Consider the following 14,766-nt stretch of genomic DNA (forward strand, 5'->3'; position numbering starts at 1 on the left):
GCTTCATCGCTCCTCGTCGCCATCCACCTCGGCGCGCATGATCTCGCGCAGCACTACGGTGGCGTAGGCGCCGCGCTCCAGGTCGAACGCCACGCGCACGTACGGTCCGTGCTCATCGAATCCCGAATCAACGTCCGGGTGTGCGAGCCGAACGCGCATGGCGCGTCGCGCGCCTTCCACGCGAATGGGCGACTGCTCCAGGTGCTCGATCGTCACACCGGCTTCAGCCAGCGCCGCCCGTTCACGCTCGCCCACCACGCCCGACGCGGTCGTCATGCCCGGACCCCACAGGGGGCCGGACGGGGAGATCTCCAGCGTCGCCAGTCGATCCATCAGTTCACCGGACGCACACAGTTCCTCCGTCACCGCGAACACCGCCCGCGAGTCGTGCTTCCACGCCAGGTCTCCCGGCTCCAGCGTCCCCAGCGCTCCGCGGGCGATCCGGTCATCCAGCAGCCAGTTGAACACGGCCGACTGGAAGGCGTTGACATAGAAGCCAAGCTGCGCGCGTCCGATGGCCAGACACGCCCGACGGGCGTCCGCGCCTTCCGACAGCGCCCGCAGGGCGGCCAGTTCGGCATGATCGCTGCGCGTCCACAGCGCGGCGGCGTCGCCATGACGCCCCTCGTCATACAGCCGACGCCGCTCCGCCTGATACGCCGGAAACGGCGTGCCGCACGACCCCAGCAGTTCATCCAACGCCGCCTGCCAGGCGCGATGAACGAGGTACGCGCCCAGGACGTGATTGTTGGCCCGGTACCCGAATCGCTGCGGTCCGAAGGCGTTGGGCGCGCCCAGTCGCTCCAGGTGCGCCAACCGTCTGGCTGCGCGGGGCGCGAGCAGCGGATCGACCCCCCGAATCCGGATCGAGAAGCGGTTGCCCGCCAGGTGACCGCGGCGCAGCTTGTTGCCGTGCCGCTCCATCCAGGCGATCTCCAGCCCCGGTCGGATGGCGCCCGTCGCTGTCGGGAACGTCGCGTTCCCCACATGGATGGAGAACACCTGCGAGGTGACCGCGTGCTTGTCCTTCATGCCCGCGAAGCCGATGCGCCGCTCCGGCACGCCGAAGTGGCTCGACAGCGCTCGCATCGCCTCGTGATGGGAAAGCCCCTGCTTGCGCACGCACACGTACAGGTGCTCACCCTGCCCGCTGGGCTGGTAGAGCGGCAGTTCATCCACCACGAAGTCCTCGGGGTGCTCCTTGAGTCGCCCGCCCACGCCCTCTCCCTCAAGCAGAAACCGCGCCGGCAGCGGGCTCCTGTGCGGCAGGCCCGCGCCGCGCCCCGTCGCCTGCGGCGATGAGTCACCCGCGAGCGATTCCTCGCCGCTCATGTGAACTCCAGATCATCATCATCCACGTCGGGATCATCCGCGTCGTCGCCCGCATCAGTCTGCGTCTGCGAGAGCACCGACTCGGCCACTTCGATCTCCACGTTGTCCGCAACGCCCAGGGCGATGGCGTCCGACGGGCGGGAGTCCACCTCGATCATCCGACCCTGCTGCTCGATCACCAGCTTGGCGTAGAACGTGGCGTCGTTGAGATCGTGAATCACGATCTTGCGGAGCGTTCCGCCCAGCGCCTTGATGGTCGCGGCGAGCAGGTCATGCGTCTGCGGGCGGGGAATCTCGATGCCCTTGAGCCGGCGCTCGATCGCCACCGCCTCCGCCAGCCCGATGACGATGGGAAAGCGCCGCTCGCCGTCGATCTCGGTGAGTTCGATGATCTGCTGGTCCGTCATCTCGCGGATCAGGATGCGCGAGAGTTCCATCCGAACAGGCATGGGTGCGTGGCTCCGGGTGGCGGTGGTCAGCGGCGGCGCATTCTACAGCCGCGAAGGCGGCGACGCGCCTTCGAGCTTCGCGGAAGGGCCGGCGGCCTCCAGCCCATTCAGGCGCTCCAGCATCAGCAGCAGCGCCTGCGTACCGGCCCGGCCGTGCCCCTGCGCCTTCACCGCCTCGTAGAGCTGGCTGGCCAGGGCCAGCCCCGGCAGGGCGAGGCCGAGCTGCGCCGCCTCGTCCAGCGCGATGCCCAGATCCTTGATGAAATGCTCCACGAAGAAGCCCGGCTCGAAGTCGCGCCGGATCATCCGCGGCCCCAGGTTGTTGATGGCCCACGAACCTGCCGCCCCGGAGCCGACGGACTCGATCACCTTCGTCGCATCCAGCCCGGCGCGGATCGCGTAGAGCAGACCCTCACACGCGCCCATCATGTGCGAGGCGATCAGGATCTGGTTGACCATCTTGGTGTGCTGCCCCGCGCCAGGCCCGCCCTGGTGGATGATCGTCCGCCCCATGGCTCGCAGGATCGGCAATGCACGCTCGAAGTCCGCCGCGTCGCCACCCACCATGATCGACAGCGATGCGTTCCGCGCCCCGACATCGCCGCCGCTGACCGGCGCATCCAGCGATCCGGCCCCGCGTCGTGCGGCCTCCCGGTGGATGCGACGCGCCAGCGAGGGGCGGCTGGTCGTCATGTCGATGAGCAGCTTCGGCGGATTCGCCGCCGCCAGCGTGCCTGACGGACCCAGGTGCGTCTCCTCCACGTCGCTTGGCATGCCCACCATCGAGATGGCGATGTCCGCGCCGTCCGACGCCGCCGCGGGCGTGTCGGCCCATGCGGCGCCCTGCTCCAGCAACGGCGACGCCTTGCCCCGCGTGCGCGTGTAAACCGTCAGACGATGCCCCTGCCTGAGCAGGTGTCCGGCCATCGGCAATCCCATGACGCCCAGACCGATCCATGCGATGCGCTTCGGCGATGTCTCCATGTGACCAGCATACGACTGTCGCCGCCATGGTCTACGGGATTCACGGCGCCGACCGCCGGACGCCGTCGCTCACCGCACCGTGAAGCGCACCTGGTCCACCCACGTGTCGAAGGTGAAGGCGAACACCGGCACCACCACGATGTGGCGGATCTGCACCCGCACCCGGCCGTCGCCGGCGCGCACGTACTTGCCCGCGTCCAGCCCGTTCACGTTGACCACGACATCCGTCTGACCAACCGCGTACGTGCCCACCTGCTCGAACTGGCTGGTGTTCCAGTTCTGCATCATCACGCGGCCGATGCCCGTCTGGTGGCTGATGCGCGTCTCGATCCGCACGTCCACTTCCGCCGGGCTGGCGTTCGTCGTCTCGCCGTCCACGCGCAGGAACATGCTGTGCAGGTCGGTGAAGGTGTTGCCGAAGCCCGACTTGACGCGCAGCGAGGCGTCGTCGGACTCGCGCAGGTCATCCAGCGTGCCCGACATCAGCGTGCCGCGCGACACCGTGAAGCCGGTCAGCACGGTCGAGTCGCATTGAATCGTGCGGATGCGCACCGCGTCGATGGCCGCCTCGGTCACCGAGTCGTTGGGGTTGTCGGTGGCGCTGAAACGCAGACGCACCTGGTTCGTCGGCGTCACGAAGTCGGCGACGCGGAAGGCGTGCTCCTGCCAGCCGTCGAAGTGGCCCACGCTGGAGACCAGCACCCAGGTCTGCCCGCCGTCGTTGGAGATGTGCGTGTCGAGGCGGTCGATGTCGCGGTCGTCGTTGGTGAACCAGCGGGCGTAGGAGACCTCCGCCTCGGGGGCGCTGGAGAGGTCGATGACGGGCGAGAGGAGACGGGTGGGGCCGCCGTCCACGTCGCTGTTGCCGGCCCGGTTGCCGGTGAGGTAGCAGGCGCCCGAGCCGTCGAAGTCGCTGGTGGGGTCGCCGCGGCTGCCGTCGCCGGCGGGCACGCCTCGCTCCCAGGCGCCGTCGGTGAGCTGAACGTTCTGCACCGTCCAGCCCTGGTCGGTCTGGAAGGGGTCGGAGAAGAGCACCAGCACGTTCGCCGCGCTGATGGCGGAGCGTGAAACGGACGGCGCGCTGGATGGGTCGGTGACGCGCAGACCCGTGGTGGTCTCGGCGCTCACGTAGAAGCGGATGACCCGCCCGCAGTCGGAAGCGGGGATCTCGGCGAGATACTCGTGATCGGCGAGTTCCTGCATGGGCACGTCGATGAAGCCCTGCCCGATGTCGACGTGCAGCAGGCCTGTGCCCGGCTGGGGCTGCCCGCCGTTCAGAGGCACGGCTTTCACGCGGAACGTCGTACCGCCGGACGGCGCGACAATGTCCGGCAGGCCGTCCGGGTATTCAAAGCCCACGCCGGGCCGACAGACGCCCTTGGGATTCGCCAGCGCGTTGAGCAGGTCCGGGTGATTGATGGCGGTGCCGCTGTTGGCGCCGCCGGTGGAGGTGCATCCGCCGTGCGTGTGGATGCCGATGATGCGCGAGGCGCTGTCATCCTGCACGCCCGAACCGGAGTTGCCCCCGGTCGTGTCGGTCTGGTATTGCAGTCGAGTGCCGGTGTGGGCGAAGAACGGCCCGGCATGCGTCTGCTGCACCTGGTTGTGCTCAGGCGGGGTGTTGTCGGTGCCATAGCCGGTGATGCGGATGGGCCTTCCATCCACGGGCGGCGGGGCGGCGGCCCGGATGTACCAGTCCCCCTGCGCCTGGTAGGGCCACAGTTGCGTGTTCGAGTTGGGGAAGCAGCCGAAGTAGCACCAGTCATTCCCGGTGCCGCCGTTGGTGAACTGGATGGACGAGGCGTCGACGGAGTACTGGTCCTCCGGCGGCGGATGGCGGAGCTGCCCGGTGCTGCTCGAGAGCGGCACGTTGAACTGGGCCACGCCCAGGTTGCCGCCCGAGGCGCAGTGACCGGCGGTGAGGAAGGTGCGATTGGGGTCGTCGATCAGGAAGACCGTGCAGCCGACCGGCAGGGCGCGGGCGGAACGAGGATCGCTGGACAGGACCCGGTCATCGACCGGGCCGCAGATGGTCATCTCACGGACGGAGAGGCCATCGCCGACCCATGCGAATCCCAGCCGAACCCGACCCGTTCCGATGCCTCCGCCCTCCCCGACTCCGCCCGCGGGAAGGACCATCTCGATCCGCAGGGCGTTGCCGTTGAAGTAGGCGGACGTATTGCCCCACTGCTCCAGAGAGACGGCGTTGAGATACTGAACGGCGCCGTCCTCCAGCGAAGTCACGCGCAGGTGCCCGCGACCGGCGGGGAAGGTGACTTCATCGAAGTACAACCGCACCCAGTGCGAGTTGGGAATGGCAATCTCGGTGCGCCAGGCGACGCCTTCCGCCGCCCCCGCCCAGTGGATGGGGCCGGAGTCGCGATTGAGCGGAGCGATCCGCTGATCCAGCAGCGGGGGCGGGATGAAGTCATCGAGCGCCCGAGGCGACTGCGACCAGGCCGCCCCCGCGACCAGCATGGCCAGGCCGGTGACACACGACGAACGCATCGCTCCCGCCTGGCGCATGGTCATCTCTCCTGGGTCCGGGGTCCGGCGCGACCCCACAGCCCGCCGCGCTTTCTACGCGCCGCTGGAATCAATGTAACGCGGGTTGGCGGACTTCCCAAGAGCCAATCAGGCGATTCGGCCCGCGGGTTTGAGCCCGAGAACCCGCGCCAGCGGGCCGGGTGGAAGATCGCCGACGCCGCAGTCCTGGCCCGTCACCGCGCCGGCGGCCTCGTAGCCGCTGCGAACCGCTCCTTCCATCGTCGCCGGCCAGCCGGTATCGCACCAGTCACCGGCGAGATACAGATTCGGCACCGCTCCGTGCAAACCGATCGGACCCGGCGCGGAGCGCGGACGAATGGCGTCGATGCCCGGCGTGAGCGCGAAGGTGGCGCGCTTTTCCTTCACGGCGCGGGCCTCGACGGGCCTCAGCCCGCGGCTGCGCGGAAGCACGCGATGAAGATCGACCATGACGCGATCGACGATCGTCTCCTCGGGCAGCTCCATCCATTCGTCCGCCGCGCTGATGACCGCGTGCAGGTGCTGGCGCCCCGCTTCATCGACGCCCTTGTTGAAGAGCCACTGCACGCCCGCATCCACAACGACCAGGTGCGGCTGCGACATGACCGGGGTTTCAAACCAGAGGTGGACGCCGAGAATCGGGCTGATCTCGAACCGGTCCAGGGCTTGCAGCCGCGCATCAGCCCGGCGGAGCGTGTCGGAGACGAGCTTGTCCAGCCGGTCGAAGGGCACCGCCGTGACGACCGACGTGCAGGGAATCAGTCCATCCGGCGTAACCACGCCCGTGATGCGCGTACCGTCGAACGCGAGCGACCTGGCCGAAACGCCATCGACCACGTCTCCGCCGCGCGACTCGATGAAGTCGACTGCCGGATCATACAGCCGCCAGAGCGGCACGGTTGGCAGCCCCACGGCGCCGCCCCATGCGTTGGCGAGGAACCCTTCCTGAAAGACCTGCATGGCGTAGGAGCACTCACATCGCTCGAGCGCCACGTTGCAGGCGCTGACGATGATCGGCGTCCAGAAACAGCGGATCGCGTTTTCCGTCTGCCGCTGCTCCGCCAGGAACTCGCTGAAGGCCCGGCCTGTCCATCGCTGCCGCCCCGCCGGGCTGAGGCGGATCAGCCGCCACATGGCGCGGCGGATGGCGGCGCGATCCTGTTTGCCCAGGAACGAGAGACGCCCCAGCGCCAAGGCCATGTGAAACGGCGCGGGCAGGCGGGCTGGTCGGATCACGTCCACGATCCCGTCGCCCTTCGTCCAGAACAGCTCGCGATGCCACTGAATCCGGTCGAGCACGCCGATGCGGCTGAACAAATCGAGCAGGTGCGTGCAGCAGCCCATCACCACGTGCTGACAGTTGTCGAGTTCGCGCTCATTGCGCGGGTCGATGAAACTGGTGGCGCGCCCGCCCAGTTTCTTCTTCGTCTCGATGAGCAGCGGCTTGTGTCCCGCTTCCGCCAGCCGAACCGCGACGGCGATGCCCGCCAGACCGCCGCCGATGACCACCAGGCGCGCGCTCACGCCCCGGCTCCCGCGCCGGCGCTCAGGTAGGTGCGCCGCGTGGCTTCGAGCGCAATCAATCCCTTGCGGAACGCGCTCAATCGCACCCGTCCGCCGGTGGCGGCGCGCCGCGGGTGGCGCCCGATCTTCTCCAGCAGCGAGGCGTAGATCGTCGTCATCGCCCACAGCACGGGGCGGCAGTCGGGTTCGATCAACCCCTCCAGCGGGGTGCTGCGGACATAATGGTCGCGCGCCCGCTGCACCTGCTCAGCCATGAACCGGGCGCAACGATCCGGCGCACGCCAGTGGCGCAGAACCTCCGGCGTCAGCCCGTGACGCTCGAAATCCTCTCCCGGCAGGTACACGCGCCCGCCGTCAAAGTCCTCCGCCACGTCACGCAGAATATTGGTCAGTTGAAAGGCGACGCCCCGATCGACGGCGTGCCTCTCCGCCGCTGGATCGCTGTAACCCCAGATCGAAATGCACAGCAGCCCGACCGTGGACGCGACGCGGTAGCAGTATGCCCGCAGATCCTCGAACGTGGCGTAGGAACGCACCGTCAGATCGGCGATCTGTCCGTCGATCATGTCGTGAAAGTGCTGGCGACGGATGGGAAAGTCCCGCGCCACCGCCGAAAGGGCGACCCACAGCGGTGAAGGAGAGGATGCGGGCTGTCCCGCCAGCGACGCATCGGTATCGGCGCGGAACTGATCCAGCGCCGATCGGCACTCGTGCGAGACCGCATGAGCGCCGGAGTCGCCGGGCGTCGCCGGCAATCGATCGCCCCCAGACGGCCGATGGCTGACGGCTGACGGCTGGCCTCTGAGCCCCGCCGCCCCCCCGTCCACCAGGTCGTCCGCCTCCCGCATCCAGGCGTACAGGGCGAACAGCGCGGCGCGCTTGCGCGTCGGGGCGAGCTTCAGTCCGTGGTAGAAGTTTCCCGCCCGCTCGCGAGTCACCCGCTCGCACCACGCGAAGGCGCGGTCGAGGTCGGCTGGTCCGATTGGCGCCGTCATGGGGCGCCTCCCGCCCGGCGTCTCGTTCCCCCCCAGCCGCGAGCCAGGCGCCAGGCGCGGAAGACCAGCCGCGCCTTGGTCACGGGTCCGAGCGTGGGCCGATGCAGCGCGGTCTCGTAGTCCCATGTCTCGATGCGGTGGAGCACGTGCTCGCCGCCGGCGATGAACAGCCAGATAATCGGCCTGGCCCGGTCGGAGACGAGGTCCAGCAGCCCTTCGCCCTTCTCAAAGAGCGGCCAGGTGCGCCGCACGCAGGCGCGGATGGCCCGACGGGACTGGTCGAGGAATGAACCGTCCACCGCCCACCCCTGCGCGGCGCTCTGGCGAAGCCGCTCGTCGAATCGTTCCCCCCGGATCATCTCGCGCGGGATATACACGCGGTTCCGGTCAAGGATGTCGCGGCGAACGTCCTGCCAGTGGTTGGTCAACTGAAGGGCGGTGCAGACGGCGTCGCTGCGTTCGAATCGCGCCGCGTCGCGCGATTCGCCCAGCACCATCAGCACCAGACGCCCGACGGGATCAGCGCTGCCCCGGCAGTAGCCCAGCAACTGCTCCCACGTGTCATAGCGAGTCACCCGCTGATCCTGCTCGAACGCGCCGATGAGCGCCTCGAACGGCTCGATCGGCAGGTCATGCCGCCGGATGGTGGGCGCCAGCGCGATGAAGACGGGATGGCGCGGGTCGCCCGCGAAGCACTGGGCCAGCTCCCGTCGCCACCAGTCCAGCAGCTCCAGCGAGCGCTGCGGGCTGTGGACCTCGTCAGCCAGGTCGTCGGCCCAGCGGCAGAAGGCGTAGACGGCGGCGAAGTCCTCGCGCCGATCCGGCGGCACCAGCGCCGAAAGCACGCTGAAGTTCTCGTAGTGCGAGGTCGCCTGCCGCACCGCCCACGCCCGGGCGTCGCGCTCGGAGAAGGTTTCCACCCGTTCGGGGCCGTTGCGTTCGAGCTGGTGAACGAAGGTCGTCATGGGTGCGGTCAAACGCGCCGGTGGGCCGGGGCCACCATGCTATCATCCCATCCCTGAAACGAGGCACGACCGTGCGCATCATTCTCGCCAACCCCCGCGGATTCTGTGCCGGCGTCTACATGGCCGTGGACGTGGTCGATCAACTGCTCGATATCTGCGAGGGTGAGCCGATCTACGTCTTTCACGAGATCGTCCACAACCGCCACGTGGTCGAGCGGTTCCGCTCGCGCGGCGTGCGATTCGTGGACTCGGTGGAGGACATCCCCGAAGGCGCCATCTGCGTGTTCAGCGCCCACGGCGTCAGCCCGCAGGTGCGGCAGACCGCGACGGAACGCCGACTCCAGGTGGTCGACGCCACCTGTCCGCTGGTGACCAAGGTTCACGCGGAGGCCATCCGCTACTCACGCAAGGGATATCAGATTCTCCTCGTCGGCCACGCGGATCATCAGGAAGTCATCGGCACGCGGGGCGAGGCGCCGGACGCCATTCAGGTGGTCGAGTCACCGGACGACATCCCGGCGCTCTCCATCCGCGATCCCGAGCGGCTGGTCTATCTCACGCAGACCACGCTCAGCATGGACGACGCCATGAAGATCATCGGGGCGCTCAGACAGGCGTTTCCCGCGATCAAGGAGCCCCCCAGCGAGGATATCTGCTACGCCACCACCAACCGCCAGACCGCGGTGCGTCGGATCGCCCCGGACTGCGACCTGGTGCTCGTGGTGGGCAGCCGCAACAGCTCCAACTCGCAGCGACTGGCGGAAATCGCCCGCAACATCGGCACGCCGGCGCACCTGATTGACGATCGCAGCGAACTCGATCCGTCGTGGTTCCTCGGCGTGAACACGGTGCTGGTGACCGCCGGCGCCAGCGCCCCGGAGGATCTCGTGCATGACCTCATTCTGCACCTGGTGCGCGACTACGGCGGCGAAATCGAGCAGCACGACATCTACCACGAGCGCGTCGAGTTCGGTCTGCCCGGCACGCTCAAGGAATTCATGCGACGGCACGGCGTCGACCCCGCCGAACGCCGCATCTACCGCGACGACGCGGAGTCAATCGACCGATTTCTCGATGGCCACGGCATCGCGCACCGAACCGTGGACCTGACGGTGGGCGTGACCAGCTGATCGGGAACGGTCGCCAGGGCCCCCCGTTGGAGCCGCGGATGAACGTGGTGTCCGTCCTGCATGATCCACTTCTTCGACCTCACCCCGACGACCTTGCAGCAGGTGGGCGCCGAGCTCCGGATGCCCCGGTATGCCGCGGCGCAGGTGCTGTCGTGGGTGTACGAGCGGCGCACGCCTGACTTCGAGGCGATGAGCGACCTGTCGAAGCTGCATCGGCAGGCGCTCACGGAGCGGATCGTCTTCTTCCGGGGCGTGGAGCGGGTCCGACAGTGCGCCAGCGACGGCACCCAGAAGCTGCTGCTGGCGTGGCGGCCGCTGAACGACGCCACGAACCTCACCCTTCCCGTGGTCGGATCGGGCGGCGGCGGCGAGGGGAGCAACAAGGAAACCGAGTGCGTGATGATCCCCGCCGAGGATCGACGAACCGCGTGCATCTCGAGCCAGGTGGGCTGCCCGGTGGGCTGCGCCTTCTGCGCCTCGGGGCTGGGCGGGGTGGAGGGCAACCTGACCGCCGGGCAGATCGTGGAGCAGGTCTACCGGCTGGGCATGCTGCCGGACGTGCGTCGCATCACCAACGTCGTCTTCATGGGCATGGGCGAGCCGCTGGCCAACTTCGCCGCAGTCACGGACGCCATCCGCACGCTCAACGCCCTGTGGGGACTGGGCATCAGCGCCCGGCGCATCACGGTGTCCACCGTGGGCCTGCCCGCCGCCATTCGCAAACTGGTGCAGTTCGAGATTCCCGTCACGCTGGCGCTCTCTCTTCACGCGCCGAACGACGATCTGCGGCGAACGCTCATCCCGTGGGCCAGCTACACCACGATCGACGAGTTGATCGACGCGTGCGACGAGTACTTCGAGAAGACGGGGCGCGAGATCACGCTTGAATACATCCTGCTGCGCGGCGTCAATGACCGCCCCGAGCACGCCCGCGAGCTGGCTCAGGTCGCCAAGCGGCTTCGCTCCAACGTCAACCTGATCCGCTACAACGAAGTGAAGGGTCTGCCGTTCGAACGACCCTCCACCGAGGATGTCCACGCGTTCCAGTCGATTCTGCGGGAACGCCAGGTCAACGTGCATATCCGCGCCAGCCGGGGACGGGACATCGCCGCCGCGTGCGGGCAGTTGCGCCATGAGCGCCGCGCCGCAGAGGCGGGTCAACGCTGACGCGGCGGCGCGTCATTCCGTCGCGGGCGGCTCGCCATCGTCCGACGCATCGACCGGCTCACGCTCCACGTCGTCCGGGACACCCCCTTCGGTCGCCCCGGCATCGCCCAGCACGCGACGGCGGATCGACTCGGCGGAGAGCCGACGCAATTGCCCCGATTCGACCAGCACGTTGAGTCGAACCAGACGATCACGCCAGCCGATCGGATCATCCGTGATTCCGGCGGCGGCCTCCTCCACCAGTTGACGCACGGCGGCGGCCCGGGTGCGCTCGGCGCGGGTGCCGCGCAGTCGATCGGGCCAGAAACGCCCGATCCGCCTCGCCAGCACCACGATCCAGTCGCTGGTGCGGAAGTCAACGCGGAGACGACGCGAAAAGGCCACAACCTCGAGTCGGTTGATGAACCGCCTGGTCAGTTCATCGCCTCGCGCGCGGCGGACGTTGAGCCGGTCGCGCACGAGCCGCTTCGCCTCGATCGACGAGGCCATGTCGGCGAGGTAGAAGCTGTCGCGGATCAGCGTCGCCTCGGCAAGCGGCGCCACGGCCAGCCGGGCGGCGTCCGCCGCGCCGCACGCCGCGCTCCGGCGCTCCAAAGCGATCACCTGATCGACGAATCGACGAGCCAGGCCGGTTCCGCCCCATCGGATCAGTCGATCAATGGCTCGAACCATTTCCGAAAGCGACTGATCTCCTTCCGGCGTTCCGCTCCACGCGCTGAGCGCATCGAGCGCCGACGCTCCCAGCGTGCGAAGTTCGCGGGCCAGGCGTCGGCTGACGCCGCGCTCGGCGCGTCGGCTGAGGACGGCGCGGCGCAGCACGCGCGCCGGGGTCTCGGCGCCTCCGACCCGCACGCGCCACGATTCACGCGGGTTGACCGCGGCGCGGCGCCCCAGCGTGAACGCCTCGCGGCACCGCGCCCAGCCGCGCGATTCGATCGTCACAAGCGCTTCCTCCAGCGCGTCCAGCCGCAGCGGAATGAGGCCCTTCTGGTAGGCGAACCCGAGCAGCACCAGGTCGGCCGGTCGATCCGTTCCGAAGACCGCGCGGGCCGCCGCCCCCGCCTCCAGTTCGAACCGCTGATCGGGGGCGACGTGCCGGGCGACTCGCTGCAACGCCGCGCGGCTCGACTCGACCGCCTCACGGTCGGAAGGGTCCAGTCCTCCGGATGGATCCACGACGGCGCCGGTCACGGTGGGGTGGGCCACGCGCAGCCCGGCGCCGTCGCACGCCCACGCCGCCAGCCGGGCGTCCGCCCCAAGCAGCACGTCCGCCTCACCCCACGGGATCTGCGACGTCAGCGGAAGCGGCGCGCCTTCTTCATCGAACTGCGAAAACGTCACCTGGGCCCACGACCCCCGCCCCGGCCCGGTGGAGGTGGGTTCAAAGGCGCAGCGCACGTGATACCCCTGCACGCGACCCGCCTCGGACAGCACCCTGGCCGCCACCCCCGGCGCTTCGCCCCGCGTGCCCGCCAGGTGCATGGACCAGACGGGCTGACGCGCGTGAATCGGCTCCGGAATCGGCAGACGCTCACCGGCTCCCCGACCGGGCGCGGCGGGTGGACGCGTGCGCACCACGTCCACCATCTCCAGCATGGGACGAAGCCGGAAGCGGACCTCCGATCGCAGCCGGGGCGGCAACCGGTCGATGGCGTGCGTCACCCCGCCCCCGGTTGATTCGCCGTGGCGCGACAGCATCGGCTCGGGCTCCTCGCGCCGCGGTCGAACGTCGCACACCACGTCCGCGCGATGCACCAGGCGATCAATGCGGCTGAAGCCCTGGCGATCGATGTCGGCCACCGTTTCCTCGACGTCGCGTCGGGCCCGGCGCGGGGCCTCTCCCGTTTCCACCACCACCACCGAGACCCCGGTGTGCAGGCACGCTTCGTGGAGCAGCTCCCGCACCCGGGCGCGGTCCGACAGGTCGCCCGTGGTCGTCTCGACGCGCGAGGCGATCTCGGACGAAAGCGCCGATTGCACCACGCGCTCGATCATCGGCGCCTTGATGCGGGACTCGGTCGCCACCACGAAGAGCCAGGAGTCATCATCCATGGCCGCCTGCTGCACCGCGGCGCGACCCAGTGAGATGAAGTCCCGCCCGGTCCACACCTCGGCGCGGATGGTGCGCGGCCCGGGGCGACCGACGCCCTCGATGACCAGCGAGGTCGGATCGAGCCCGCGCTCCTCCAGCGGCGCCCCGGTCGCCAGCCAGCGCGCCGCATCCGCCAGCATGGCGCGAAGCCGATCCATCGCACCGATCACGCCCGGCAACTCGCGCGATTCGGTCCGGGCGTCATCCCGCGCGCCCGTCTGCGAGGGGGCGACATCGCCCTCGGGAATCTCCTGCATCAATCGACTGGCCACGCGCCTCGTGGGCCGCACCGCGTGCAGCAGGTGAATCAGCCGCCTCGCCAGCACCGAGGCGGAGAGGGCGTCATCGGGGAGCAATCCCAGCGATGCGGCGACTGATGAAGCCGCGCCGCCGGAACCGCCTCCGACCGCGGTCTCGGCGCCGCCCGCGGCGGATGGAAGCACGCGGCCCCAGATGGTTCCGGGGCGCAGCCCGCGTCGCCGCATGTCCTCGGTGATGGCCAGCATCTCCAACTCCGTCTCGCCCGGGCGCGATTCGAGCACGATGGCCCGCTCGCACCGATCGAGAAACCGTTCGATCAGCGCGTCATCCAGCGGATTGACCAGTCCGATCTCCAGCAGCGGAACCCGCCCGATCAACTGCAGCTCGTAGAGCAGGTGACGAACCGCTGGAGCAGTCGGACCGACCAGCACCAGCGCCGTCTCGACCCGCTCCCCGGGACTCGGAAGGTTGGCGACCCGGTTCACCTCCAGTCGGCGCGCCAGCCGCATCACGCCCTCGCCATCCAGGGCGCGCACGCGACGGCGTCGGCGACGCTGAAGCATCGCCTCCACCTCCGACGAGGTCACCACGCGGTTCGGGCCGCACGCGACCGTGTCCATGGACGTCAGGATGCTCCGGTGAACGATGACGCCCACGGGCTTCCCCCCCGCGCGGCTGAGCTGCAGCCCGGTCTCCACCGACGCGCGCAGCGCGCCCAGGTCGGACGGCTCCAGGCAGGGCAGGCCGGCATTGGAAAGCAGACGCCGCGGCGAAGGCCACGGATGCCGCCTCGGATCGTTCTCGACGCAGAGCACCGCGCCGCCGTCCGACTCGAACGATCGGCGCAGTCCCGGCATGAGCGTGTTCATGGCCAGCGCCAGCTGCTCGTTGGGGACGCACGCCACCGCTCGCCGCCCGCCCCGCGCCGCATGGATGGCGAGCGTGACCGCCCGTCCCGCGTCGGCGGAGGGGTTCACGCGCGTCCCGTGTCGCCTGAGCAGGTCGTTGGACGCGGCATCCTCGACCGCGCGAAGGACGCTGTCGAACCACGAATCGGGCGGCCCCACCACCAGGTCAACGCCCGTGTCCGCCTCCAGGCAGGCCTTCAGCAGCGACTCGGCGGCGGACAGCAGCGCATACCCCTCATTCTGGGCCAGCACCCGGGGCGGAGTTGTGCCGCGCGTCGCCATGCGGGCCGATTGTACGGGACTTCGATCTTCAAGCGTCCTTGAGCGGCCGTCCACCCGGTGGTATGCTGGCGGCATGCGTGAGCGTTGCGGACGATTCGAGCACGGGCTGACCACCCGTCGCACGATTCGGGTCGGCCTGATCCGATCGGCG

General features: G+C 69.2%; 10 protein-coding genes. 2 read left to right on the top strand and 8 right to left on the bottom strand.

The genetic code is table 11. From position 1 onward, the window contains the following. Positions 1–3: 3 nt before the first annotated feature. The 7 genes from truD to hpnC form a co-directional block, all read right to left on the bottom strand. On the bottom strand, positions 4–1,332 hold the full coding sequence (gene truD / locus HRU76_03145) for a tRNA pseudouridine(13) synthase TruD (protein ID QOJ16647.1): 1,329 nt from the start codon (positions 1,330–1,332) through the stop codon (positions 4–6). Further along, positions 1,329–1,781, bottom strand: coding sequence for a bifunctional nuclease family protein (locus HRU76_03150; GenBank protein ID QOJ16648.1), 453 nt, complete (start codon positions 1,779–1,781; stop codon positions 1,329–1,331). The genes truD and HRU76_03150 overlap by 4 nt, the downstream gene beginning before the upstream one ends. A gap of 42 nt (positions 1,782–1,823) precedes the next feature. Then, positions 1,824–2,765 (bottom strand): NAD(P)-dependent oxidoreductase, encoded by a 942-nt coding sequence (locus HRU76_03155; protein QOJ16649.1) that lies wholly within the window; start codon positions 2,763–2,765, stop codon positions 1,824–1,826. Positions 2,766–2,834: 69 nt separating this feature from the next. Beyond that, the gene (locus HRU76_03160) at positions 2,835–5,273 is read right to left on the bottom strand and encodes a hypothetical protein (protein ID QOJ16650.1); all 2,439 of its coding nucleotides are present in this window, start codon (positions 5,271–5,273) and stop codon (positions 2,835–2,837) included. Between the two features lie 126 nt (positions 5,274–5,399). Then, a complete protein-coding gene (locus HRU76_03165; GenBank protein QOJ16651.1) occupies positions 5,400–6,815 on the bottom strand; it encodes an FAD-dependent oxidoreductase in 1,416 nt (471 codons plus the stop codon). Then, on the bottom strand, positions 6,812–7,810 hold the full coding sequence (locus tag HRU76_03170) for a phytoene/squalene synthase family protein (protein ID QOJ16652.1): 999 nt from the start codon (positions 7,808–7,810) through the stop codon (positions 6,812–6,814). Before HRU76_03170 ends, HRU76_03165 begins: the two co-directional genes overlap by 4 nt. Next, positions 7,807–8,775, bottom strand: a complete 969-nt coding sequence (hpnC, locus tag HRU76_03175; GenBank protein ID QOJ16653.1) for a squalene synthase HpnC — start codon at positions 8,773–8,775, stop codon at positions 7,807–7,809. Before hpnC ends, HRU76_03170 begins: the two co-directional genes overlap by 4 nt. A gap of 71 nt (positions 8,776–8,846) precedes the next feature. Between hpnC and ispH the strand changes: the two genes are divergently transcribed. Both ispH and rlmN read left to right on the top strand, forming a co-directional pair. Further along, entirely contained in the window at positions 8,847–9,905 is a 1,059-nt protein-coding gene (ispH, locus tag HRU76_03180) for a 4-hydroxy-3-methylbut-2-enyl diphosphate reductase (GenBank protein QOJ16654.1), read from the top strand. Between the two features lie 60 nt (positions 9,906–9,965). Continuing rightward, complete coding sequence (rlmN, locus tag HRU76_03185; protein QOJ16655.1) at positions 9,966–11,072, top strand: 23S rRNA (adenine(2503)-C(2))-methyltransferase RlmN; 1,107 nt, start codon at positions 9,966–9,968, stop codon at positions 11,070–11,072. Positions 11,073–11,084: 12 nt separating this feature from the next. Here rlmN and HRU76_03190 read toward each other — a convergent pair whose 3' ends face one another. Further along, on the bottom strand, positions 11,085–14,615 hold the full coding sequence (locus HRU76_03190; GenBank protein QOJ16656.1) for a hypothetical protein: 3,531 nt from the start codon (positions 14,613–14,615) through the stop codon (positions 11,085–11,087). Between the last annotated feature and the right edge of the window lie 151 nt (positions 14,616–14,766).

The organism is Phycisphaeraceae bacterium, assembly GCA_015709595.1.
Taxonomy (GTDB): Bacteria; Planctomycetota; Phycisphaerae; order Phycisphaerales; family SM1A02; genus CAADGA01.